Annotated in this window: 24 protein-coding genes; 9 read left to right on the top strand and 15 right to left on the bottom strand. The window is 72.4% G+C overall.

The features are described 5' to 3' along the window. Nucleotides 1–15: 15 nt before the first annotated feature. From AB0O15_RS33215 to AB0O15_RS33195, 5 genes are all read right to left on the bottom strand, one after another. Nucleotides 16–1,407, bottom strand: a complete 1,392-nt coding sequence (locus AB0O15_RS33215) for a hypothetical protein (protein ID WP_364326823.1) — start codon at nt 1,405–1,407, stop codon at nt 16–18. Between the two features lie 63 nt (nt 1,408–1,470). Then, complete coding sequence (locus AB0O15_RS33210; RefSeq protein ID WP_364326820.1) at nt 1,471–2,280, bottom strand: ThuA domain-containing protein; 810 nt, start codon at nt 2,278–2,280, stop codon at nt 1,471–1,473. 63 nt (nt 2,281–2,343) lie between these two features. After that, nucleotides 2,344–3,534 (bottom strand): GNAT family N-acetyltransferase, encoded by a 1,191-nt coding sequence (locus tag AB0O15_RS33205; RefSeq protein ID WP_364326817.1) that lies wholly within the window; start codon nt 3,532–3,534, stop codon nt 2,344–2,346. 40 nt (nt 3,535–3,574) lie between these two features. Further along, nucleotides 3,575–3,826, bottom strand: a complete 252-nt coding sequence (locus AB0O15_RS33200; protein ID WP_364326814.1) for a hypothetical protein — start codon at nt 3,824–3,826, stop codon at nt 3,575–3,577. An 84-nt stretch (nt 3,827–3,910) separates the two neighbouring features. Continuing rightward, nucleotides 3,911–4,774, bottom strand: a complete 864-nt coding sequence (locus AB0O15_RS33195) for an MFS transporter (protein WP_364326811.1) — start codon at nt 4,772–4,774, stop codon at nt 3,911–3,913. A 164-nt stretch (nt 4,775–4,938) separates the two neighbouring features. Between AB0O15_RS33195 and AB0O15_RS33190 the strand changes: the two genes are divergently transcribed. Beyond that, entirely contained in the window at nt 4,939–5,460 is a 522-nt protein-coding gene (locus tag AB0O15_RS33190; protein WP_364326808.1) for a sigma-70 family RNA polymerase sigma factor, read from the top strand. Beyond that, entirely contained in the window at nt 5,453–6,316 is an 864-nt protein-coding gene (locus tag AB0O15_RS33185; RefSeq protein WP_364326805.1) for a hypothetical protein, read from the top strand. Before AB0O15_RS33190 ends, AB0O15_RS33185 begins: the two co-directional genes overlap by 8 nt. A gap of 1 nt (nt 6,317) precedes the next feature. Here AB0O15_RS33185 and AB0O15_RS33180 read toward each other — a convergent pair whose 3' ends face one another. Next, nucleotides 6,318–7,022 (bottom strand): GntR family transcriptional regulator, encoded by a 705-nt coding sequence (locus tag AB0O15_RS33180; protein WP_364326802.1) that lies wholly within the window; start codon nt 7,020–7,022, stop codon nt 6,318–6,320. Between the two features lie 130 nt (nt 7,023–7,152). Between AB0O15_RS33180 and AB0O15_RS33175 the strand changes: the two genes are divergently transcribed. Continuing rightward, on the top strand, nt 7,153–8,505 hold the full coding sequence (locus AB0O15_RS33175; protein ID WP_364326799.1) for an RICIN domain-containing protein: 1,353 nt from the start codon (nt 7,153–7,155) through the stop codon (nt 8,503–8,505). 7 nt (nt 8,506–8,512) lie between these two features. On the opposite strand, the gene AB0O15_RS33170 is transcribed toward AB0O15_RS33175, so the two are convergent. From AB0O15_RS33170 to AB0O15_RS33160, 3 genes are all read right to left on the bottom strand, one after another. Beyond that, nucleotides 8,513–12,352: a CHAT domain-containing protein gene (locus AB0O15_RS33170; RefSeq protein ID WP_364326796.1), complete on the bottom strand. Its 3,840-nt coding sequence runs from the start codon at nt 12,350–12,352 to the stop codon at nt 8,513–8,515. Nucleotides 12,353–12,453: 101 nt separating this feature from the next. Then, a complete protein-coding gene (locus AB0O15_RS33165; RefSeq protein ID WP_364326793.1) occupies nt 12,454–13,629 on the bottom strand; it encodes a 4-hydroxybenzoate 3-monooxygenase in 1,176 nt (391 codons plus the stop codon). Nucleotides 13,630–13,710: 81 nt separating this feature from the next. Further along, nucleotides 13,711–14,460, bottom strand: a complete 750-nt coding sequence (locus AB0O15_RS33160; RefSeq protein WP_364326790.1) for an AraC family transcriptional regulator — start codon at nt 14,458–14,460, stop codon at nt 13,711–13,713. A 62-nt stretch (nt 14,461–14,522) separates the two neighbouring features. On the opposite strand from AB0O15_RS33160, the gene pdxY reads away from it, so the two are divergent. The 3 genes from pdxY to AB0O15_RS33145 all read left to right on the top strand — a co-directional run bounded on the left by pdxY (nt 14,523) and on the right by AB0O15_RS33145 (nt 17,451). Then, nucleotides 14,523–15,374: a pyridoxal kinase PdxY gene (pdxY, locus tag AB0O15_RS33155; protein ID WP_364326787.1), complete on the top strand. Its 852-nt coding sequence runs from the start codon at nt 14,523–14,525 to the stop codon at nt 15,372–15,374. Between the two features lie 73 nt (nt 15,375–15,447). Further along, a complete protein-coding gene (locus AB0O15_RS33150; protein ID WP_364326784.1) occupies nt 15,448–15,699 on the top strand; it encodes a DUF4242 domain-containing protein in 252 nt (83 codons plus the stop codon). Next, nucleotides 15,700–17,451: a tetratricopeptide repeat protein gene (locus AB0O15_RS33145; protein ID WP_364326783.1), complete on the top strand. Its 1,752-nt coding sequence runs from the start codon at nt 15,700–15,702 to the stop codon at nt 17,449–17,451. Here AB0O15_RS33145 and AB0O15_RS33140 read toward each other — a convergent pair. Next, complete coding sequence (locus tag AB0O15_RS33140) at nt 17,432–18,037, bottom strand: TetR/AcrR family transcriptional regulator (RefSeq protein WP_364326780.1); 606 nt, start codon at nt 18,035–18,037, stop codon at nt 17,432–17,434. The two genes, AB0O15_RS33145 and AB0O15_RS33140, sit on opposite strands and share 20 nt — an antisense overlap. A gap of 117 nt (nt 18,038–18,154) precedes the next feature. Between AB0O15_RS33140 and AB0O15_RS33135 the strand changes: the two genes are divergently transcribed. After that, complete coding sequence (locus AB0O15_RS33135) at nt 18,155–18,622, top strand: SAM-dependent methyltransferase (protein WP_364326777.1); 468 nt, start codon at nt 18,155–18,157, stop codon at nt 18,620–18,622. Here AB0O15_RS33135 and AB0O15_RS33130 read toward each other — a convergent pair. The 4 genes from AB0O15_RS33130 to AB0O15_RS33115 form a co-directional block, all read right to left on the bottom strand. Beyond that, a complete protein-coding gene (locus tag AB0O15_RS33130; RefSeq protein WP_364326774.1) occupies nt 18,588–19,505 on the bottom strand; it encodes a HEAT repeat domain-containing protein in 918 nt (305 codons plus the stop codon). The two genes, AB0O15_RS33135 and AB0O15_RS33130, sit on opposite strands and share 35 nt — an antisense overlap. A 76-nt stretch (nt 19,506–19,581) precedes the next feature. Continuing rightward, entirely contained in the window at nt 19,582–19,761 is a 180-nt protein-coding gene (locus AB0O15_RS33125) for a DUF418 domain-containing protein (protein WP_364326771.1), read from the bottom strand. Beyond that, on the bottom strand, nt 19,754–20,542 hold the full coding sequence (locus tag AB0O15_RS33120; RefSeq protein WP_364326769.1) for a hypothetical protein: 789 nt from the start codon (nt 20,540–20,542) through the stop codon (nt 19,754–19,756). Before AB0O15_RS33120 ends, AB0O15_RS33125 begins: the two co-directional genes overlap by 8 nt. 278 nt (nt 20,543–20,820) lie before the next feature. After that, on the bottom strand, nt 20,821–21,462 hold the full coding sequence (locus tag AB0O15_RS33115) for a hypothetical protein (protein ID WP_364326766.1): 642 nt from the start codon (nt 21,460–21,462) through the stop codon (nt 20,821–20,823). Nucleotides 21,463–21,749: 287 nt separating this feature from the next. Here AB0O15_RS33115 and AB0O15_RS33110 point away from each other — a divergent pair, with 287 nt between their 5' ends. Beyond that, nucleotides 21,750–21,953, top strand: coding sequence for a cold-shock protein (locus AB0O15_RS33110; protein WP_116503721.1), 204 nt, complete (start codon nt 21,750–21,752; stop codon nt 21,951–21,953). A 216-nt stretch (nt 21,954–22,169) separates the two neighbouring features. Here AB0O15_RS33110 and AB0O15_RS33105 read toward each other — a convergent pair whose 3' ends face one another. Beyond that, a complete protein-coding gene (locus AB0O15_RS33105) occupies nt 22,170–23,231 on the bottom strand; it encodes a carboxypeptidase-like regulatory domain-containing protein (RefSeq protein ID WP_364326763.1) in 1,062 nt (353 codons plus the stop codon). Nucleotides 23,232–23,354: 123 nt separating this feature from the next. On the opposite strand from AB0O15_RS33105, the gene AB0O15_RS33100 reads away from it, so the two are divergent. Next, nucleotides 23,355–23,750, top strand: coding sequence for a nuclear transport factor 2 family protein (locus tag AB0O15_RS33100; RefSeq protein WP_364326760.1), 396 nt, complete (start codon nt 23,355–23,357; stop codon nt 23,748–23,750). Nucleotides 23,751–23,759: the final 9 nt, after the last annotated feature.

Here is a 23,759-nt window from a genome sequence, read left to right as displayed (position 1 = left end):
CAACGTTGTCAATGATCAGCGGTGGTAGGTGCTTCTGGTGTCCTGGCCGCTGACGGCCTGGTAGGCCCGGAGCCCCCGCTGCTCGGCGCCGTTCCAGAAGTAGGACTCCTGGCCGGCCGGCACCCGTCCCCGGTAGGTGTTGTCGTTCAGCACCACGCGGGCGTTCTTGGCGGCGCCGCCGGCCGGGGCGTTCCGGAACAGCAGCACGGCCTGGTCCGGGTTCGTCGCGATGACGGTGTTGTGCCTGATCGTGGTGTCGTGCACGTAGTACTGCAGGAGCATCTCGGGCGACCCGTCGTTCAGGGTGTTGTTGCCGCGCAGGAGGTTGCCGGTGACGGTCACGTCGTACGCCTCGCCGCGGTCCTGGTCGTAGCCGCCGATGGCCAGGCCGGTGTAGCGGCTGCCGGTCACGGTGTTGTCCTTGACCGTGATGTCGTTCGTACGGCCCTGACGCCATTCCGACGCGACCTCGATGCCGATGTCCGAGGCGTCCACCCGGTTGCCGGTGATGGTGATGGCGGCGCCGCCGTCGACGTAGATGCCGTCGGCGCAGTTGCACCAGGAGCCGTCGTCCCAATAGGCCGGGTTGCCCTCGCTGATGATGCGGGACACCCGGTTGCCCGCGATCAGCCCGTTCCGGGCCCGGTTGACCTCGGTGAACCGGGCCGCCCCGCCGATGGTCGACTCGAACCCGATCGCGTCGATGCCGATGTTGTTGTTGTCGTGGATGACGTTGTGGGTCACCGACCAGCCGTCGACGTTCCCGTTCAGCACCAGCGTCTCGCTGGCGCCGAGAACGAGATGGTCGAGCTCGTTGCCGGTGATGCTCACGTCGGAGAGCGACCGGGCCGCGCTCGTGCCGAACACGGCGATGCCGTGCGCGTTCATGTCGAAGCTGCCCAGGGTGCCGTTGTCGTTGCCGAGATGGTGCACGTGGTTGCCGCTGAGCCGGATCGCGTGGCCCGAGCCGATCACCAGGATGCCGATCGGCACCGCCGTGAGCAGGCTGGTGCGGTAGCCGGTCACGGTCAGGCCCGAGACGGTCACGTCGGAGCTGTCGCGGATCTCGACCATGCCGCTCTGCCCGGCGAGCGGCGCCAGGCCCGCCCCGTCGAGCACCGCTCCGGCGTCGGCCCGCACCGTGAGGTGGGCGCGGTCCTTGATGACGATCCGCTGGCGGGCGTACCGGCCGCCCAGCAGCCGCACGGTGCCGCCGGGACGGCCGAGACGATCAACGGCGAGCTGCGGGGTACGCAGCGGATGACGAGCCGTCCCGTCGGCGGTGTCGGATCCGTGAGGGGACACGTACAGCGTCGTCCGGCCTCTCGCCTCGGCCCCGGCGCCCGACAGTCCAAGGACGACGGCAGCGGCGGCGACAACGGCGACGACACGTCTGATGGTCGGCATCCTGCGACTATCGCGCGCCACCACTGACCAGCGCAAACGCACAAAACGTGATGAGCGTTTGGGTTAGTTCTCGGTGCCGCAGTTGAAGGGGGTCACGCCGGCTGCCATCCGGATGCCGCCGTAGAGGTGGGCCAGCAGCAGCGGGTCGGAGTAGTACTCGCTCTTGTGGCCCATCGCGGTGTAGAAGGCGCGACCGCCGTCGAACGGCTGGCACCAGGAGACCGGGTGGTGCGGGCCCATGCCGGGCGAGCCGCCGGGGACGCTGTAACCGCGGGGGTCGTACGTCCGCTCGTCCACCTCGGCCAGGACGCGCACGGTGTGCCGGGGGTTGGTGCGGAAGTTGTACCACTCCTCCTCCCGGTCCCAGTAGCGCGGCAGCGGCCGGGTGGCCGGGGTGTCCCGGCCGAGAACGTTCACGGTCGCGACCTGGAACTGGGCGTTGACCGAGCCCGGGTGGTCACGGAAGTACGCGCCGACCAGCCGGCCGTACCAGGGCCAGTCGTACTCGGTGTCCGAGGCGGCGTGGACGCCCGCGTAGCCGCCGCCGGCACGGATGTAGCGCTTGAAGGCCGACTGCTGCTGGTCGTTCAGCACGTCACCGGTGGTGCTGAGCCACACCACGACGTCGTACCGGGCCAGGTTGGCGTCGGTGAACGCCGACGCGTCCTCGGTGGCGTCGACGGTGAAGTTGTGCTCGGCGCCGAGCTGCCGGATGGCGGCCACCCCGGCCGGGATCGAGTCGTGCCGGAAGGCCGCGGTCTTGGAGAAGACCAGCGCGGTGAACCGGGGGTGCGCCGACGCCGTCGCGGCCGCCGGACCGGCCAGCCCCACCGCCACCACCATGGCCACCAGGTACGTGAGCAAGCGCTTCATGACCCCTCCTCGGCGTCGTACGCCATCGAAGCCTATGACTTATGCCCAGGCCTGGGAAGAGCGCTAGAAGTAGTCGTGCAGGGTCGGCGCCGGGCCGGCGGTCGCGGCGCGCAGCAGCTCGTCGGTGCCGGCGTCCCCGCCGGTCAGGAAGCCGCTGCGGCGCAGTTGCTGCGGGGTGGCCGCGCCCGCGTACCAGGCGGCCAGGCCGCGCGGCGCCAGCCGGACCGTGCCCTCGCCGCCCGGCTCCAACCGGCCGTTCCCGCCGGCGAGCACCAGCCGGTGGCGGCCCTGATGCCACGGGCAGACGTCGTCGGACAGCTCGAGGTCGACCTCGCCGGTCAGGTGCCGCGGCCAGCCCCGGGCGGCGACCGCGCCGGGGGCATCGACGACCCGCAGCATCCACGGCCGGGCCGACTCGGGCTTGGCATCACCCCGCGCCACCAGCGACCAGACCGGATCGGCGGCGCCCAGCCGGATCAGCACGGTGGGCGCGACGCTGGCCCAGGCGCCGAGCATGGCCAGCAGCGTGCGTGTCGCCTCCGGCGTCCGTCCGATCAGGTCGTCCACGGTGAGCCGGCCGTTCGCGTCGTAGCCGGGGCCACGGTTCCAGCTGGCGTACCCGGCGATCGTGCCGGTGTCGTCCACGGCGACGGTGAAGCCGTGGTACGCGGCCAGCACCTGCGCCGGGATCGCCCCGAAGGCCGGACCGGACCGCTCCATCAGCCCGCTGCCGGCCCGCGCCACCTCGCGGTAGATCTCGGACACGGCGGGGAGGTCGGCCTCGGTCGCCGGTCGCAACGTGGTCGTGGCATCAGGCCGGATCTCGGCCAGCACCCGGGCCGGCACCCGGTGGTGAACCAGCGCGCCGACCTCTTCCCACCCGAGGGCCCGGTACGGCGCCGGCGTGGTGTCGAACAGGGTGCTGATCACCGCGCCCCGCTCCCGGGCGCCTTCCAGCAGCCGGGTCAGCACCAGCCGGGCCAGGCCACGCCCGCGCAGCTCGGGTGCGGTCGACACACCGGCGATGCCGCTGACCGGCACGATCCGGCCGCCGAACCACTGGCCCTGCTCGCGATCGTCGGCCTTGGCCACCAGCCGCCCGGCCGGGTCGAAGACGCCGAGCACGCGCCGGTCCGGCGAGTCCGGGGTCCAGCCCTCGGGAACGGGCTGTTCGGCGTAGCCGAAGGCGAGGCTGCCGAGGTGCCACGCGAGCTGCCGATCCGCCGGCCCGAGCGGCCGTACGTGGTACGTCATGCCGGCCATCCTGCCAGCCCGCCCGGTCAGCGGGCGGCCCTCAGTCCTCCGGCGCGGCGGGGGTGGTCCGGGCGATCGCCTTCTCGAGGAGCAGCCAGGCCAGGAGCGAGACGACGGTCAGCCCGGTGAGCACGTACCAGCGGCCCAGCAGGCCGAAGTCGCCCGAGCGGCCCATCGTGTGCAGGACGCTGGCGGCGGCGAGCGGGAGGCAGGCGACGGCGAGGAGCACGCGGCGGCGCCAGACCCGGAACCGGCCGGCCGGCGCGCTGTCGGTGGTGGACGGAGCGTTCATGCCGGAAAGTCTGGCCGACGCGGCCCGGCCGGCGGATCGGGCTCCGGAGGGAGATCCGTCTATAACCTTGGGTGGAGGCCGCCTTCAGCCGGCGACCTCCACGCGAGCCGTGGCCCGGTGGAGGCGCACGGCCATCGCGGCGGCCAGGACCAGGAAGGCCAGGACGACGATCATCGCGTTCCGCAGGCCGTAGTGGTCGCCGAGGAAGCCCAGGGCCGGCGGCCCGACCAGGAAGGCCACGTATCCGACGGTCGCCACCAGCGACACCCGGGCCGCCGGGTGGTCGCCCGACTCCCCGGCCGCCGACATCGCCACCGGGAAGCCGAGGGCGGCGCCCAGGCCCCAGAGCAGGACGGCGGCGAACGCCACGAGCCGGCTGTCGACGACGATGACCAGGGCCACGCCGGCACCGCCGATGATCGCGCCGGCGGCGAGCACCCGCGCCCGGCCGTACCGCTCCAGGAAGCGGTTGCCGGTGAACCGGCCGAGCGTCATCGCGGCGGCGAAGACGACGTAGACCGCCGAGCCCAGGGCGGCGCCGAAGCCGTGGCCATCCACCATGATCAGCGGCAGCCAGTCGTTGGCGGCGCCCTCGGTCAGGGCCATCGCGAGCGTGATGACGCCGATGATCAGCAGGATCGGGTCGCGCCAGACCGGAGCGCTCCCCCGCTCGCGGTTCCCGGCGGCGGTTCCCCGGCCCAGGCCGGCCGGCAGGTGGCGGACCGAGAGCACCGCCACCGGAACGCTGATCAGGCCGATCACGAGAAGATGCCAGGCCGCCGGGTACGCCACGGCGGTGAGCACCATGCCGGCGGTGGCGCCGACGACCGTGCCGAGGCTGAAGAAGCCGTGCATCGTCGGCAGCACCGGCCGCCCGAGGATCCGCTCGACGGGTGGGGGCGCGGTCCATGCGGTGGTTCCTTCCTGAGTGCGTACGAACGTACGCACTCCCCATCGCTTTGGGCCCCTAGAGCGAGCAGGATCACGGCGCTGAGCTGGGCCTCCGGGCGGCCGGCGGGCGTCCGCGAACTCCCGCCGGGCGAACGGCGAGATACCGGGCCGCCCGGACATGTGCTGGGTGAAAGATCATTCCCAGCTCGAGTGGAGGTGGCATGGACGAGGAGCATTTCAGCGCGCTCTTCGCCGCGCAGTTCCCCGATGTGTGGCGATTCGCCCGCCGGCGTACGACATCCGAGACCGATGCCGACGACATCACGGCCGAGACGTTCGCGGTCGCCTGGCGGCGGCGCGACGACATCCCCGGTGCGGACGCGCGGCTGTGGCTGTTCGGGGTGGCGCGGCGCATCCTGGCCAACCACCGGCGCGAAGGGGTCCGCCGCGACCGGCTGCACCTGCGCCTGGTCAGCATCGACCGGCCGCCGGAGGCGTACGAGGACGCCGAACCGTCGCCGCAGGGCCTGTGGTCGGCGCTGGCCGCCCTCGACGAGGACGACCGTGAGCTGCTGCTCCTGCGCGCCTGGGACAGCCTCGGCGCCGGTGAGATCGCGACGCTGCTCGACCTGACCCCGGCGATCGTCTCGTCGCGGCTGCACAAGGCGCGCCTCAAACTCGACCGCCACCTGCGGAACATGGACCCCCGACCCGCCCTGAACGAACGGAGACGTCATGCCTGAGCTCGAGGACGACGACCTGACCATGCTGCGCACGCTGGACCCGTCCGTCAGCGACCAGCCACCCGCCCCGGGCTCCGCCCGCTACCGGGACATCCTGCACCGCGCGATGTCCACGTCCGCGACCGCCGAGCCCGTCGCGGCCGGCCCGGCGCGCCTGGCTCGTCCGGCGCGTTCCTGGCGATGGCCGCTGACCTGGGCCGCCGCGGTCACCGCGGCCGCGGCCGCCGCGGTGCTGACCGTGGTCACGGTCGGCGGGAGCGGCCCGGCGCCGGACCAGATGGTGCTGGCGGCGGCCAACACCACGGCCGACGTCACCTCCCTGCGGGGCGTCACCCAGGTGCGGGCGGAGGACGGCCGGCCGAGGTCGGCGACGATCGAGGTCTCCGGCGAGAACATGTCGCTGGTGTCGCGCGACGGCCCGGTCACGGTCACCTCGGTCATCGTCGGCGGCCGGTTCTACGAGCGGGCCAGCGACGACCCGAAACCCCGGACCGGAAAGGTCACCCCCGAGTCGAGCCTCGCCCCGTTCGCCGAGTCGACCGGCGCGGTGGTGCGGGCCGCGTTGGCGGACGCCGAGGTGGAGGACCTGGGCGAGGAGAAGGTCCGCGGGTCCGAGGCGACCCATTACCGGCTGGAGATCACCACCGGCGCCCGCGCCGCCCTGGCCGCCCTGCCGGCCGGCCAGACCGCGTGGTTCGAGCTGGAGAACGCCGACGAGATCGCCTCGATCGACGTGTGGGCCGCCGGCAACCTCATCCGCCGCGTCACCGTCGACCGGGGGCCGGCCGGCTCCTCCAGCACCGAGTTCTACGACTTCAACCAGCCGATCACCGTCACGGTCCCGCCGGGCTTCTAGCTCAACCCGAATTCGGGCCCAGCTTGAGGTGACTGGTGATGCGGTAGCGGTCGCCGCGGTAGATGGACCGGGTGAACTCGATCACCCGGCCTCTGCCGTCGCGGGTGGTCCGTTCGAAGAGCAGGGCCGGTGAGTAGAGCGGCACGCCGAGCAGCTGGGATTCCTGGGCGTCGGTGACCGTGGGCTCGGTGATCTGCACCGCGTCGGTCGCGTCCACGCCGAAGCGTTCGCGCATCAGGCGGTAGAGCGAGCCGGCCACGAAGTCGTCGGCCGTGATGCCGGTGACCAGGGCGGCGGGCAGCCGGATCTCCTCGATGGCCATCGGTTCGCCGTCGACCATCCGCCGGCGCGTCACGTGGAGCAGGTCGTCGCCCGGGGAGACCCGCAACCGCCGGCCGAGCCGGGCGCCGGCCGATTCGGTGCGGAACACGAGCACCTCGCTCGTCCAGTCCCCCTCGGCCGGCGGGACGGGCTGCCCGGAGGCGGACGGAACCTCCTGCGAGATCTTGTGCGGGCTGGTGAACGTGCCGCGCCCGTGCTGACGGACGAGCAGGCCGTCGCGGGCCAGCTCGTCGATGGCCGCCCGGACCGTCGGCCGGGAGACGCCGAGGTGTTCGCACAGCGACCGCTCGGACGGCATGGGATCGCCCGGCGCGCGCACCTCGATCAGCTCGCGCAGTTTCTCCCGTACCTCAGCCCGCCGCACAGCATCACCCTATGCCCTGCCGAGATTGACCAGTGGTAACACAGGACTTGACGTGGGCTGGTGGCATGGAGGACGGTCAATACCTTACCACTGGTCAGTTCGGCGCATCCCCACGAAGGAGCCCACCCCCATGGGACTCGAGCCAAGACGCAAGACCGTCATCGGTACGACCATCGCCCTGGCCGCCGCGGCCCTCACCGGCCTCGGCATCGCCTCCGCGCCGAGCAGCAGCGCCGCGGTCGGCTGCGGCGTGCTGTTCGACGACTTCAGCTATTCGTCGCGCACCGACCCGGCGCTGAGCCAGCGCGGCTGGAGCATCCGGACCAACGCCGGCGGCCCCGGCGTACCCGGCGCGCAGTGGCTCGCCGACAACGTGGCCTTCCCGACCGTCGACGGGCAGAAGGTCGCCCAGCTCAAGGCGGTCACCAACGGCGCCGCCGGCGGCACGTCGCACGCCGAGTTCTCGCAGAGCAACCGGCGCTTCTTCGAGGGCACCTACCTGGCCCGGATCAAGTTCTCGGACGCCCCGGCGAGCGGATCCGACGGCGACCACGTGAACCAGACCTTCTACACGATCTCCCCGCTGGCCGCGCCCCGCGACCCCACCTACTCCGAGCTGGACTTCTCCGAGTACCTGCCGAACGGCGGCTGGGGCGAGGCGGGCCCGATCAACTACCAGACCACCTGGTACACGTACGTCGCCGACCCCTGGTACGCCGACAACCAGCACAGCCAGCAGGCGAGGAGCATCAACGGCTGGCACGACGTGATGGCGACCGTGTCCGGCGGCCACGTCAAGTACTACATCGACGGCGCGCTGGTCGGTGACCACTCGGGCAAGTACTACCCCCGGCAGAACATGTCGATCGACTTCAACCAGTGGTTCATCGACCTGGCCGGGCACGCCGGCGGCACCAGCACCTACCTGCAGTCGGTCGACTACCTCTACCACGCCAAGAAGCAGGTGCTGACCCCGGCGCAGGCGACCGCGACGATCAACGGCTACCGGTCAGCGGGCAGCACGCACACCGACAGCGTGGTCAGCACCAACGACTGCGACGCCGGCACCCCGCCCGGCAACGACCCTCCCCCGGCCTCCGGCGCGACGATGCTCCAGTCCAACTTCAGCGGCCGCTGCATCGACATCCCCGGCGCCAACCCGGTCGACGGGGCGCTGCTCCAGATGTACGACTGCAACAACAGCGCCGCGCAGAAGTGGTCGTCCGAGTCCGACGGCACGCTTCGCGCGATGGGCAAGTGCATGGACCCGGCCGGCGGCGCACTCACCAACGGCACGCCGATCCAGCTGACCGGCTGCAACACCAACCCGGTCCAGCGGTTCACCCTCACCTCGGCCCGGACCCTGGTGAACGTCTCCTCGGGCCGGTGCGTCGACATCAAGGACTGGAACGGCAGCAACGGGGCGACCCTGCAACTCTGGGACTGCGGCGGCGCCGCCAACCAGATCTGGGGCCGTCTCTAGATCAAGATCAAGGGCCGATGTGTACGTACGGCGCCCACAGGCTGGGTGCGGCCGGCCGCCGGTCGCGCAGGGACCGGACCGCGTCGTGCAGGGCGGCGGCCGTGCCGGTCAGGTCGCCGGCCTCGGCGATGCCCGCGTACACGGCACGGGCCACCCGTGGGGCGTACCGGTCACTGACCGCCCACAGGGTGCCGATGACCTGGCGGAACCCGGCGAGCTGCACCGTGCCGGCCAGGCTGATCGCCTCGTCGGGCAGCCGCCGGCTGCCGCTGAACGTCTCGCAGGCCGACAGGTACGCCAGCTCGGCCTGACCGGCCCGGTGTGCGACCAGGTCGCGCACGGTCAGCGGCCGGTCGTGCAGCAGCAGCCGGCTGGCCGACGGGGCGTTCAGGTCGTGCGCGGCGTGGCAGGCGAAATGCGCAAGGTCGCACCCGGCCACGGCGGCCAGCACCGCCGCCCGGGTGGCCGCGGGCCCGACCGCGAGGGTCGCGTCCGGATATCGGGCGGTGACCTCGGCCAGCTCCTCCTCGGCGCCGGGGAGGTCGGCGTACCCCTCGGTGTGAGGCATGGCGACGACCAGCGCGCGCGTTCCGGTGGAGGCGGCCGCACGGGGCGGCCGGGCGTGCAGGAGCGCCCGTGCGGTCGGCGTGTAGGACGACACGACCCGGTCCAGCACGGTGTCGCGCCCGCCGGCGCCGTGACGCCCGGCGGCGTGCAGCGGCAGGATGGCCAGCCGGCCGGTCGGGCACCACCACAGCCGGGTGTCCGGCCCGGCGACGTCCAGGTCGGCCAGGATCGGCGCGGCGATGACGTCCCACAGCCAGCCCAGGATCTCGCCGAGCTCGGCCTCGGGCCGCCTCCGGTCGCCGTCCCGGCCGGCGACGAAGCGCAGCAGCTCGTCCGCGCGGCGCCCCACCTCGGCGTGGTCGAGGCCGGGCAGCGCGGTCACCCGTACGTCGTCCGGGGTGACCGTGATCGCGTCGCAGCGGAGCCGGCTGACGTTGACGATGACCAGCGGGCCCCCACCAGCGCCGGCCGAGAGCCGCTCGAAGGCGGGCGGGCGGAGGAAATCGGCGAAGCCGGGCAGCTCGCGGATCTCGGCCAGCAGCCGGTCCTGTTCGCGCACGAGCGCGTGCACCCGATCGGCGTCCGGCTGGTCGCCGCCCTCGGCCGAACGGGCGCCGAGCTCGTCCTGGACCGCGCGGAGCCGCTCGGCCGGCTCGGGCGCCGCGGCACGCAGCCGGTCGTACCCGGAACGCCCGTCGATGACCTGGGTGAGCAGCACGCCGCGGCCCTGTTCGAGCAGCTCCACGGCGAGCCGGGGCCGTCCCGCGGTCAGCGCGCAGGCGGCCGCGTCCACCGCCACGTCCTCGAACTCGGCCAGCAGGCGTTCCTGGTCCGGCCGGCTCAGCCCACGCCAGGCGATCGCCTCCAGCAACCCGACCGCGGTGGCGTACGCCTCCACCGCCTCGGCCGGTCGGCCGGTCTCCACGATGAAGTCGCCGAGCAGCCGGGCCACGAACGCCCGGAAATCGGCCGGCGCCACCTCCACCGCGACCGACGCCCGGAGCGCCTCCTCGGCCTCCGCGCGGGTGCGGTCGTCGTGGCGGCGGCGCCATACATCCATCAGGACCCGGCCGAGGTACGAGAGCGCGACCGCATGGATCCGGCCCGGTAGCGGCGCCTCGACGGTGGCCCGGCGGAGTTCCCTCGCCGCCCGGTTGAGGTTGCGGGCCTTGCCGGTCAACCGGTACCGGATCCACAGCGCGGACCCGAGGCTGCCGACCGACAGGGAGCGGTCCGCGGCGGTGGCCGACCGGTCGGCGATCGCCTCGGTCAGCACGCTGACCGCCTCGTCCAGCGCGGCGATCTCCGCGCCCTCGTTCGCTCCGGTCTGCTCGGTGGCCCTCGCGAACGGTTCACCCGCCTCGCCGCCGGCCAGAACGGCGGCCAGCTCGGCCAGCACCGCGCGGCGGCGGCCGTCGCTCTCGGCGTGCTGGGCCCGCAGCACCAGGCTCCGGCCGAGGCTGTTGAGCATCAGCGTCCGCTGCGTGGAACCGGACGGCTCGGCGGCGACCGCCTCGCGAAGCACCCGCACCGCCTCGTCGATGGTCGCGCCACTCTCCTCGCCGGTGACGATCAGCGCGTTCCCCAGCATGTGCAGGGCCTTCGGCCGGGCGACATGCCCGGCGGGCATCAACGTCGTCACCTCACGGAACACCCGCACCGCCTCGTCCAGCGACTCGGTCTGTCCGGTCTGGAGGCCGCGCTCGGCCAGCGCCTCGCCGAGGTTGCCGAGGTAGAGCGGCCGGGTCGCCGGCGGCGTTCCCGCGGCCTCGGCGGCCAGGCGGCCGAAGCGGATGGCCTCGTCCAGGTCGGCGATGTCGCCGTCGTCGCGCCACCGGCGGCTCAGCGCGCCGGAGAGGTTGCTGGCGTACATCCCGCGGTTGACATGGGTGGCGGTGGCCGAGGCGACCGCGCGATGGTGCGCGTCGATCGCCTCGTCCAGCGCGGGCGCGTCGGAAGTGCGCTCGTGCAGCCGGAGCAGCGCGCCGCCCAGGTTGGTCCAGACGATCCCCGGCTCGGCGAAGTCGTCGGGCAGGGCGGCCGCGGCCGCGCGGAAGGTGGCCACCGCCTCGGTCAGGGTGGCCAGGTCGCCGGTGGTGTCGAAGGACAGCACCAGCGCGTTGCCCAGGTCGGACTGGAAGCCGCCGCGGGCGGGGTCATCGGCCGGGGAGGCCGCCACCGCCCGGCGTAGCACGTCGACCATCTCCGGCAGGTCGTCGCGCCGGCCCAGCCACTCCATCCGCTGGCCCAGCGCCGCACCCAGCAGCCCGAGGACGGCGTACCGGAACGGGTGGTCGTCCGGTGTCGACGCGACGGCGTCCCGGGCGGTCGCGACGGCCTCGTCGAACAGCCGCGGGTCGCCGGACGCGGCCGCCCGCCTGAGCATGCCCGCGACATTGCCCGCCTGGTACAACGGCGCCATCGTGCGCGCGTCGCTCTGGCGAACGATCGCGGACACCTCCTCGAGGACGGCGGCCGGAGTCGGCTCGCCGGTCTCCGGGCCGGGCGCGTCGGTGGCCGGTGGGCCGGCCAGCAGCGGGCCGATCAGGATCCGGGCCTGCTCCGCGAACGACGGGAGGGCGCCGGGCAGCGCGGCGCGGATCTGATCGAGAACCTCGGTCACGCCGCTCGCCGGGTCGCTGTCGCCGCCCAGCGCCGCTCGGCCGGCCATCGCGCTGGCCAGCCGGGACGCCCGCCACGGGTAGAAATGGCTGCCGGTCGGCGTCAGCGACACCGCGGTCCGAAGCAGCTCGATCGCCTCGTCCAGGGACGACAGATCCGCGGCGTACAGGCAGCGCAGCTCCAGCGCGTGGCTGAGGTTGACCAGGCGCATGGCCCGGAGGTCGGGATCGTCGGCCGGGTCCTCCAGCGCGGCCCGGTAGTAGCCGATCGCCTCGTCCGTCACCGCCAGGTCGCTGTCCCGCTGGGCCAGGTGGCTCAGGGCGCTGCCCAGGCCGGTGTACACGGTGTAGAGGTGTGGATGGGCCGGGACGGCCGCCACCAGCGTCAGCGCCCCCCGGTGGATCGCCAGCGCCTGCTCCAGGCCGGCGACGTCGTGGTTGCGCTCGTACCGCATGCACAGCACGTCGCCCATGGTCGACAACCGCTCGGCCAGCTCCGGCGAATCAGGCGGGGTGTACGCCACCGCCCGCCGGGTCCACACCAGCGACGCGTCCAGCAGCCGCGGGTCCTCATTGGCCAGAAAGGCGGCCTGCAGGCGCAGGGCGAGCCGCTCGGACCCCCGGACCTGGGTTCGCGCCCACCACGACCGCACACCCATCCCGGGCCCTCCCCCTTCGAGGTGAACTGAGGATAGCCAGCACACCGGGCCCGGCCGATCCCTCCAACGGGTGCCGTACCCCAGGTGGGAAATCGACCAGGCTAGTTGACTCCGGAGGTGAGCTCGCCGAAGAGGCGGTTCGCGGTGGGCGAGGCGAACTGGCGCTGCAATTCGGCTCGGGCGATCTTCCGGCGGAACTCGCCGGCGTAGGAGGGGTCGCCGGCGTCGTGCATGGTGTCGGTGATCCACGCGGCGAACGCCTGGTAGTTCCAGACGTGGCGCAGGCAGTCCTCGGAATAGCGGCCGAGCAGGGTCGAGTCGCCGGTCCGCTCCTTCTCGATGACGGCGCGGGCCAGCGTCTCGGCGTCGTTGAGGGCGAGGTTGATGCCCTTGGCGCTCATCGGCGGGACGATGTGCGCGGCGTCGCCGAGCAGATGGAGCCGGCCGTGGGCCATGGGCTCGTGGACCACACTGCGCAGCGGCACGATCTGCTTGGTGATGATCGGACCGGCCTCGCGGGGGCTGCCGTAGCGGGCCGCCAGCTCACTCCAGATCCGCTCGTCCGGCCACTGCTCCAGCGTGGCGTCGAGGGGGATCTGCAGATAGATGCGGCTGGCGTTCGCCCCGCGGGGAATCAGCCCGGCCAGGCCGCGCGAGTGGATCGCCATGCCCGCCGAGGTTCCCGGCACGGCGGCCAGGACGCTGAGCCAGGCGTAGCCGTACTCGTGGGAGTAGCGGGTCAGGACGCCGGCCGGGATCGAGGCCCGGCTGACGCCGCGGTCGCCGTCGCACCCGGCGATAAAGTCGCAGCGGACGGCCCGGTCGGCCCCGCCGGCGTCGCGGTAGCGCACGAACGGGTGCTCGCTGTCGAGGTCGCCGAGGGTGACGTCGGCGGCCTGGAAGCGGAGGTCTCCACCCTCCCGCAGGAAGACGTCGGTGAGGTTGCGGACCAGGATCTGTTGCGGGCACAGGATGCTGTCCTTGTTGTCCTCGTCGTCCAGGTCGATCGGCAGCTCGTCGCCGTCGATCCAGAAGCCGCCCGCGACGTCGGGCAGCGATTCGCCCTCCAGCACCTCGTCGAGGCCCCACGCGCGGTACATGCGCACCCCACGGGCGTCGACCGTGCCGGCCCGCTGGCGCTGTTCGACGTACTCCCGGCTGTTCTTCTCGACGATGACGCAGCCGACGCCGTTACGCCGCAGGAAATTGCCGAGGGTGAGCCCGGCGACGCCGGCGCCGACGATGACGACGGTGGTCTGATCGCTTGGTTGAACCATGCGACCACTGTGAACGCGCCGGTTTCCGCCTGCCACCGGTGAATGACCGGCGGGCACCGGAATCCCGCCAACTTTCCGCGGCTACCTCAGCCGGGCCTGATATCGGCCCGGGGTCTGGCCCACAACCTCGGTGAACGCCTCGATGAAGCTGGTCGGGTTCGACCATCCGCAGGCGGTCGCGGTCTCGGTGACCGACCGTCCGCCGGTCAGGTGGATAAGGCCGTGATGAATCCGCAGCATGGTGCGCCAGCGATGGAAGCTCATCCCCAGTTCGAGGTGGAACAGGCGGCTGAGCGTTCGCTCGCTTGCGCCGGTCAGGCGCCCGAGGCCGGCCAGGGTCGTGTTCCGGCCGGGGTCGGCGTGCAGGACATCGGTCACGGCGCGAAGCCGGTCGTCGCGCGGCTCGGGCAGGTGCAGTGACTGCTCGGGCGTCTCGGCCAGTTCGTCGATCAGCACCGTACGCAGCCGGTCGTGGGCACCGGCGCGGGTCTCGGGCCGGTCGGTCAGCGCGAGCAGAACCTCACGCAGGAGCGGGCCGACCGCGAACACGCTCGGGTGGGCCACCAGCTCGCCGCACAGGCTCTCCGGGACGGCGACGAGGCGGACGTCGGTGTCGCCGTAGAAGCGGTGGGCGTGCTGAAACCCCGGTGGCGTCCAGGTCACCCGGTTGGCCGGCGCGACCCAGGTGCCACGTTCGGTCGTGGTGGCCAGCGCGCCCGCCGCCGCGTACACCAGCTGCCCTTGACGGTGTGAGTGGTGGTCCAGGTGGAAGCCGTGCGGCAGCCGGCCGGCGCCGCTGGGCGTGTCCTGGGGCTGGCGGGTTTCCGGCATAGGGCGTCAGGTTACCGGTGATGCTCCGGGACAGCCCCCGGCCGGGTCTCTAGGCTGAGGTGATGAAGGTTCTGTCCATCCAGTCGGCGGTCGCGCACGGTCACGTCGGGAACTCCGCGGCCGTGTTCCCGCTGCAACGCATCGGTGTCGAGGTTGTGCCCGTCCCGACGGTGAACTTCTCCAACCACACCGGCTACGGCGCCTGGCGGGGGCCGCTCATCCCGCCGCCCGATGTGGCCGAGATTCTGCTCGGCGTGGAGGAGCGGGGGGTGTTCCCGCAGATCGACGTCGTGCTCTCCGGCTACCAGGGCGGGGTGGGCATCGGCGACGTCATCATCGATGCCGTACGCCGGGTGAAGGCCGCGAACCCGTCGGCGCTCTACGCGTGCGACCCGGTCATGGGCAACGCCAGGTCCGGCTGTTTCGTGGCGCCGGAGATCCCCGACCTGCTGCGCGACCGGGTCGTGCCGGTGGCCGACATCATCACCCCGAACCAGTTCGAGCTGGGGTTCCTGACCGGCACCGAACCGGCGAGCATCGAGACGACCCTGGCCTCGGCCGACCTGGCTCGCGCCATGGGCCCGTCGACCGTGCTGGTGACCAGCGTGGAGCGCCCCGACCGGGCGGACGGCACGATCGAGATGCTCGTGGTCAACGCCGCCGGGGCCTGGCTGGTCGGCACCCCGCACCTGCCGTTCAAGGCCAACGGGTCCGGCGACGTCACGGCGGCCCTGTTCACCGCCCACTACGTCAAGACCGGCGACGCGGCGGTGGCGCTGGAGCGTACGGTCTCCAGCGTCTTCGATCTGCTCGAGACCACCCACCGATCCGGCGAGCGCGAACTCCAGCTGGTGCAGGCCCAGGAGTTCTACGCCACGCCGCGCATGCAGTTCCGCGCCAAGCAGGTTCGCTGACCCCAGGCGTCAAACGCTCCGTCAAACAGTGCGGCTGTGTCCTGGACGCAGGCATTGAGCGAAGGAGAATGCGATGTCGCTGTTCATGGATGTGCACCACGTCGAGGGTGGGGTCGCGGCGGCCGATGTCGCCGCCGCACACGACGCCGACCTGGCGACGCAGGGCGAGTTCGGCGTGAACTACCTGAAGTACTGGGTCGACGAGGAGGCCGGGAAGATCTTCTGCCTGGTCGACGCGCCGGACGCCGAGGCCGCGAACGCCGTGCACCGCAAGGCGCACGGGCTGGTCGCCGACGAGATCTACCCGATCAGCTCCGAGGGCTGAGTGGCTCTCACCGTCCATCTGCTGGGTGCCCCGTCGGTCGAGCGGTCCGACGGGGTGACCTACCAGGTCCGCAGCCGTAAGAGCTGGGCGTTGCTGGCCTGCCTGATCCTCAGCGAGCGTCCACCGGCCCGCGAACGCCTGGCCGGCCTGCTCTACCCGGACGCCGACGACCCGATGCGGGCGCTGCGCTGGGGACTGACCGAGATCCGCCGCTGTCTGGGCGTCGCCGTGGACGGTGATCCCGTGGTGCTCAGGCTGCCGCCCGAGGCGGTGGTGGACGTCGACGTGCTGACCCACGGTTCCTGGTCCGCCGCCGCGACACTGCCCGGCCTGGGCGCCGACCTGCTCGAGGGCGTGGCCGTACGCGGCGCGCCGGTGTTCGAGTCGTGGCTGCTGTCCGAGCGCCGCCGGGTCGCCGCCGCCTCCGAGGCGATGCTGCACGAGGCGGCGCTGGGCCGGCTGGCCGGCGGAGACCTCACCGGCGCGCGCGACCTGGCCGTCCGCGCGGCGGCGATGAGCCCGCTCGACGAGAACCATCAGGCCCTGCTGATCCGCCTGTACCGGCTGGCCGGGGACGACGCCGCGGCGGAGAAGCAGCACCGGGCGGTCACCGAGCTCTTCGCCACGGAGCTGGGCGTACGCCCGGGAATCGCGGTCGACGAAGCCCTGCGCGAGTCGCGGCAGGACCGCGACCCGGCGGCCGACGTCGCGTCCATCGAAGCCGTGATGGAGGCCGGCGCCGCGGCGGTGGCGGCCGGCGCGGTGGACACCGGCGTGCGTTCGCTGCGCACCGCGGTCCGCCTGGCCGACCGGGCGAGACCCGAACCGGTGCGGCTGCGGGTGGTCGCCCGCCTGCGGCTGGCCGAGGCCTTGATCCACTCGCTGCGCGGGATGGACGAGGAAGGTCTGGCCGCGCTGTACGAGGCCGAACGGCTGGCCGCGGACGATCGCGCCGCGGCGGCGCAGGCCAGGGCCGAGATCGGGTACGTCGACTTCCTGCGCGCACGCTACGACCGGGCCGAGCGGTGGCTGACCGGCGCGCTCGCCGTCGCCGACGGGTCCCCGGCGATCGCCGCCCGGGTGACCACCTACCTCGGTGCGGTGCACAGCGACCGCGCCAACTATCCGGAGGCGCGTGACCTGCTCGAACGCGCCGCCGCGACGGCCCAGGGGCCGCGGACCGAGGCCTACGCCCTCTCCATGCTCGGCCGGGTCCATCTGCTCACCGGCGACCTCGACGCGGCCGCCACCCACCTCGACCAGTCGATCCGGGTCGCCGAGCGCGACCACTGGCTGGCGTTCCTGCCCTGGCCCCAGGCCATGCGCGGCGACGTGCACCTCGCGGCCGGTGACGTCGCGACCGCGGCGGCCGTGCTGGAGCAGGCCTTCGCCCGCGCGTGCCGGCTGGGCGACCCCTGCTGGGAGGGCATGTCGGCCCGGTCCCTGGCCCTGGTCGCCGACGCGCGCGGCGAGCAGGACCGGGCCTTCGAGCTGCTCGCCGACGCGCGGACCCGATCGACCCGGCTGGCCGACCCGTACGTCTGGCTCGAAGCGCACATCCTCGACGCGCAATGCGACCTCGGCCTCCGGCACGGCCACCCCGACACCGCGCGCTGGGTCGACACGCTGCGCCGGCTGTCGTCGCGGACCGGGATGCGGGAGATGGCCGTCCGCGCGCTGCGGCACAGCGCGGCTTTGGGCAACCCCGCCGACGGCGAGGCGGCGAGCCTGCTCAGCCGGCGATCCGGGTGATCAGGAAGTCGACCCGCTCTGCCTGCCGGTCCGGGGGGATGCGGCCGCTCTCCGACAGGACGGCCATCCCGTGCAGCGCGCTCCAGAGGACTTCGGCGTACAGCCCGCGCCGGTCGTTCTCGGGCGGGAAGCAGCTGACGAACTCGTCGAAACCGGCCCGCAGCGGGGGCGGTGTCTCGGCGCTGCCGAACGTCAGGTCGGTGGGCAGGATGAACATGGCCTGGTACAGGGCCGGTCGCTCGGTCGCGAACCCCAGGTAGGCGCGGCAGACGGCGCGCAGGGGCGCTTCGGGCTCGGTGGCTTCTCCGGGCTCGGTGGCTTCTCCGGGCTCGGTGGCGGCCAGCCGCGCGCGGCGCAGGTGGTCGGCGAGCTCGCCGAATCCGGCCAGGGCGACGGCGCTGACGATGGCGTCCTTGCCGTCGAAGTGGCTGTACAGCACCGGCTGGCTGTACTCGACCCGGTCGGCCAGCCGCCGGGTCGTGACCGCCTCCCAGCCCTCGCTCTCGGCGAGTTCGCGCGCGGCCGTGATGATCAGCTGGTGACGGTGAGCCCGTTCCCGCTCGCGGCGCTCGCTGATGGCGGACATGACGCAATCCTAGCAGCGCTAGACATCCTAACGACGACAATCTACCGTTGCCGCCAGCGGCGCTGGCCGCCACCGGGGCCCGCGCCTTCTGGGTGCCGTAGGAAGGAGCCGCCACTCATGCCCAGCTTCGAAATCACCCCGATCGGTACGGTCCGGAACGACCGCACGGACGTCCAGCACACCGACAACTGGGGCGCCGTCCGCAGCACGATCACCGTCGACGAACGCTTCGGTGATGCGTGCCTGCAAGGCCTGGAGGGCTTCTCCCACGTGGAGGTCCTCTTCGTCTTCGATCAGTTCCCGGACGACGGCGACCACCGCGAACCCCGTCCCTACCGCGGCCGTTCCGACCTGCCGCCGGTCGGCGTGTTCGCCGGTCGCGGCCCCCGCCGTCCGAACCGCATCGGAGTGACGAGCTGCGCCATCGAGTCCGTCCACGGCCGCGAACTGACCGTGCGGGGCCTCGACGCGGTCACGGGCACCCCCGTCATCGACCTGAAGCCGACGATGACCGAGTTCCTCCCGGTGGACGTCAAACAGCCGGACTGGGTCAGCCCTCTGATGTCGGAGTACTTCCAGCCGTGAACGCGGCGTTCTCCCGTTCCGTGGGCGCGGCCTTCTCCCGCTCCACGGGCGCGGCGCTCTCCCGTTCCACCATGGCGGCGCTCTCCCGTTCGGCGATGGCGGCCTGGATACGACGGAGCGTACGCAGGGCTTTCTTCGCCGCGGCCCGAACCTCGCCATCGAAGACGGTCACGCCACGGTCGCCGGCCATCAGCCGCTCCAGCGTGGCAATGGCCCGGTCGTCGCCGGTCGATCCCAGCGCGACGGCGGCCCAGTAGCGCTGATCCGGATCCGGGCTGTCCGCCGCGGCCAGCAGCCGGGGCAGCACCTCCGGGGTGAACAGGGCCAACGCGCTGGCGATGTGACCGATCCGGGGGAACCGCCGATGCTCGAACTCGTCCCAGAGCGCCTCCAGCGCCGCGTCGCCACCGATGGCGGCCAGCGCGTCAGCGGTCTGCGCCCGTAGCCAGTCGGCCTCATCGCCGAGCAGCGCCCGCAGCCCCGGCACGGCCGAGGCGTCCCCGAGGCGGCCGAGGGCAGTCACCGCTTCACTCCGGACCATCCACTGCGAGTGGTCGAGCAGCGTGATCAGCTGGGGCACGGCCGCCTGGATGTCCATCGCCGCGCATCCCATCGCGGCCCAGGCCTGGCAGTTGTACCGGGTGTCACCGAGCGCGGCCAGCAACGGCTCCTGCAGCTCGGCATCGGCGAAGACCGCCGCCTGGTTCATCGCCCGCGAATACAGGGACCGGTGGAAATCCCGATAGTCGCGGACAAGCACCTGCAGGGCAGCGATGGCCGACTCGTCGCCGTGCTTCCTGGCCCGGTCGAGCAGCTGGTAGACATGCGCTTCGCGCGTCTCGAGATCTCCCGATCGAAGGCCTTGCAGGTCAGCGGGATTCACCGCACGACCATACGCGCCACCACCGCCCCGGCCGGACCCGCCCGCCGCGCCGGTGGTCAGCATCTCGCTCCGGCGGTCAGCAGGTGAGGCAGCGCCACGCCCACTCGGCCGGGCCGTAGCGGAACGAACGCAACCACGGGACGCTCCACACCGCCTGGACGGCGAGGATGCCGGTGGTCAGGCCGTTCTCAAGGTGCCGGCGGCCGCGGTGGCCTGGACGGCTTCGCGTCAGCGGCGGATCGGCCAGCTCAATCATCGGCCTGCGGGCCGGGGCATCGGCACCGCATCAACGGGTCGAGCTCGTCGGCGCGTTCGTGCCGTAGCGCGTGTCCGCGTTCTCCGACCGCTTCCCACTGGGCGGCGGTCAGGCGCCGGGAGTTCCAGAAGAGCCGGGCGGCTTCGGCCGCGTCCGGGTGCACCGGCCGGTGATCGCCGGACACGTCCACGCCGGTCAGCGCGGCTAGATCGAGGATCGGTATGTCGATGGCCGCGCCGAGGCCGATGAGCAGGTCGGGTGTCAGCTCCTTGGTACCGCGCCCGATCGCGCCGATGGTCGCGGCCGACAGCGCCGGCCGGCGGCCCAGACCGAGCATGGCCTTGGCCGCGTTCATCCAGCCGAGGTCGCGGTTCTCCAGCAGCCGCAGGACCAGACCGCCGGGGCCGTCCGGGTATTGCCGGTGCGGCGGCGTCGGCTGGCGGGGCACGAAAGGCGCCGGCAGCAGCGGCATCGCCCGGATCAGAGCGCCGAGATCCGGTACGGCGCCGGGGATGTAGGTCAGCGTCCAGATGAGACTGCCGAGCCTTGCCGCCCCGGGCCGTCTGCGCATGGCGAGGTCATCCGGCACCTCCTGACCGGCGATGGCGAACAGGTCGCTGGTGTGCAGTCCGAGCGCGGGCGCCAGCCGCCGCAACTGGTCCGGGCGGGGCCCGCCGCCGTCGCTATCCCCCACCGGGCCGGCGGCCAGCCGAGCCAGCTCTCCGGAGTCAAGGCCGCGCCGAGCCGCAAGCCGCATCAGCCGCACGTCGAACTCCGTCACCGCCGCAGCCTACGAGGTCCGCCCCCGCCCGCGCAGGTGAGCTTGCCGCGTTGATCGACCGTTGCGGATCGCAAGTCAACGTGAACGTCGTTCTTACTCTGAGCACCCGACCCATCGGGCACCGCGCTTTCGCAAAGCGACTCAGCAGGCGTTCGCCCAGGTCCGTCACGTCCGGGCCGACTCGGCCCAGCCCCCGACCGTGCCCGGCAAAGGCGCGGTCGTCGTGGACGATCACGGGGCGAGCGCGGTCGTCCGTGGACGATCACCGGGCGAGCCGCTCAGCGCGTCAAGGCGAGCGCCAGGACGATCGGCCGCGGCTGGCCCGGCCAGGCGCCGGTGAGTGCGGGAAGCGTGGACGGCGGCGGGACGGTGAGTTCGAGGCCGCGTACGACGGTCAGGATCAACGGGGTGCTGATGATCGAGGTGACCTCGTCGCTGTCCAGTACGCCGTCGACCTGGCCGATCGCCGGGACGGGGCGGGCGTCGGCGACCGTCGAGGCGATGCTCATGGACGGCTCGCGGCGTTCGAGCCGGCCGTCCACCTCGATGTGTTCCTCGGCCTGCCCGTCGCCCCGGAGAACCGCGGCGGCCAGGGCGGCCACGTAGACCGGATCGCCGCACGCGTCGTAGACCCAGCGCTTGCCCAGGACCGAGTGCTCGCAGGTGCCGACGAGCGAGGCGTCGCGGCCGGGCAGCGGGGCGTCCCGGTAGGTCAGGGGAACCTGGTACACGAGTTCGTCGCCGGCGCTGACCAGCAGGGTCTCCACGCCGACCTCGCCCGCCGGGTCGTCGAACCGGAAGGCGGCCAGCCGGGTCAGCCGTGGTTCCGCCGGGCCACGGAACCACCGCTTGCCGGGCAGCCAGCCGGCGAGCAACTCAAGCTTGGACGGGTGAATTTCCGCTCGATGCAGGATCGCCATCCCCGGATCATCCCAGGACACACCGACGGACCGGACCCCACGGGCAGGCGCGGGGACCAGGAAAAGTTGGCTAGAAAAGGTTACTTCGAGCCCGTTGGCGGGGTCCGCGGCGATCATGTGCTACCTTGGCCTGGTTGCAGATTTGGTTTCCGTAGACGTTTTGGGCGCCTGATGGGTTATCTGAAACCCCGTGCAGGCGCCTTTTGTCGTGTCGTTCCGACGCGGTTGATCAAGCGGCGGCGAATGAATCCGCACAGTGCGGATTCCAACAGCCTGAAAGGGCAGACATGGCTACAGGTACCGTGAAGTGGTTCAACGCCGACAAGGGCTTCGGCTTCATCAGCCCGGACGATGGCGGCGCTGACGTCTTCGCCCACTTCTCCGCGATCTCGGCGAGTGGCTTCCGCAGCCTCGACGAGAACCAGAAGGTGGAGTTCGACATCACCCAGGGCCAGAAGGGCCCGCAGGCGGAGAACATCCGCCCGCTCTGATCCACCATACGTACGGCGGTCCGACTGGTTCAGCGGGCCGCCGTTCGGCTTTCTAAGATCACGTACGGCGGCCCGGCTGATTCAGCGGGCCGCCGTTCGGCGTTTCATGTGGCGATCGTCACCGGCACGGAGGCCGCCTCACGCGGCAGTCGCCACCTGGACAAGGGCCGCTTCATGTGACGGTGGTCACCTGGACGCCGCCTCAGGCGGCGGTCGTCACCGGGACGGGGGCGGCACGGTACGCAGCACCGCGGTCGGGGCGTCGGCGATGCGCGGACCGCCTGCGCCGACCGGCGCCGGCGCCGGGCCTGCGGCGGGGGCTGGGGCCGGGAGCACGGCATCGGGGCCGTTCCGGCGGCGGAGCAGCATCAGCACCAGGGCGCCCAGGCCCACGGCGACCAGCAGACCGCCCAAAATCGAGAACAGCAGCAGCGAATCACCGCCACCCTGGCCACCGGCGGCCCGGAGGGCGGCCGGCGGCGACGCCACGGCGGCGACTTCCTCGGCCGCCGGCGACTCGGCCGCCACGGGCGCACTCGCCACCGCGGAAGGCGACGGCGGTGGTGTGGACGGCGCGGCCACCGCGGCCATGGTCAGCCGCACGGTCGCGGCGCCGCCGGCGGTGCCCTGGGCCGACGCGCGAGCGGCGCGGTAGCCGTCCTTGCCCGCGGCGACCGTGATGAGGCCGGTGGCGATCGGCTTGCTGTCGCTCGACCTGATCGAGAACATGCCGTTCCCGTCGCTGGTCGTCCGGAAGTTGTGCCCGGCGCTGTCCCGCACGGTCACGTTCGCGCCACGGATCGCCTTCCCGCCGGCGTCGCGGACCCGGCCGGAGACCTGGCTCACCGCGGACGGCGCGCGGTCCGAGCCGCGTACGAGAATCATCTTGTGGGCGAAGCCGGTCCGCCGACCGATCCGCACGGTGACCGCGAGGTTAAGACCGCTCTCCTGCCCCTCGCTGACCTGGGGCGCGACCACCGTCGCGGTGAAGGACGCGCTCTGACCGGCCCCGAGGTCCTTGGTCGCGGAACACCCGGCGGTGCATCGCAGGCCGCCGGACACGGCCACGAAAGCCCGTTCGGTCCCGCGATCGTTGTTGGTGACCCGGAAGCGCACCCGCACCGACGCGCCGGACTTCACGTTGTCCGACGACACGCTCTCGATGCTGATGGCGGGAGGGGCCGCCGCGACCGGGGCCGCGGACACCGCGAGGGCCGCGCCGGCCAGCACGATCAAGGCGGCGCCTCGGGCCCACCCGGCACGTCTACGCGTCGTCACGTCAGTTACCTTCCCGCGAGCGAGCGACACCGGTCGATGACGCCGCGGCCACTATGCCCTGTCGCGGGTGGGGGTACAAACTGGCCCAGGTAGCCGGCTCGGAGCGTGGTTACGGTTGCCGCCATGGATTTCCCTGTCGTCCAGCGACTGATCGACGCCATCAACGCGCACGACCTCGACGCGCTCGTCGCCACCTTCGCCGAAGACTTCACCTGCACCTGGCCGGCCCATCCGGCCCGATCGTTCGACACCCCGGACCAGGTCCGCCGGAACTGGGCCTCCATCTTCGAGCGGTTCCCCGAGGTCGACATCTCGGTGACCCGGTCGGTCGTGTCGGCCGACGAGTTCTGGGGCGAGTTCCACTACGTGCTGCCCGGCGCGGCCGACATGCGCGGCGTGATCATCATCAAGGTGCGCGACGACGCGATCGTCCAGTCACGGTTCTACATGGAGGAGGTCGAGCACACCCCGGTGCCGCACCCCATGCCGAGCGTGGCGGCCGGTACGTCCGCGGGCTGACACAATGGC

It is taken from the genome of Actinoplanes sp. NPDC089786 (assembly GCF_040684855.1).
Taxonomy (GTDB): domain Bacteria; phylum Actinomycetota; class Actinomycetes; order Mycobacteriales; family Micromonosporaceae; genus Actinoplanes.
Note: the sequence above shows the minus strand (reverse complement) of the source record. Positions and strands in the feature narration are given on the sequence as shown.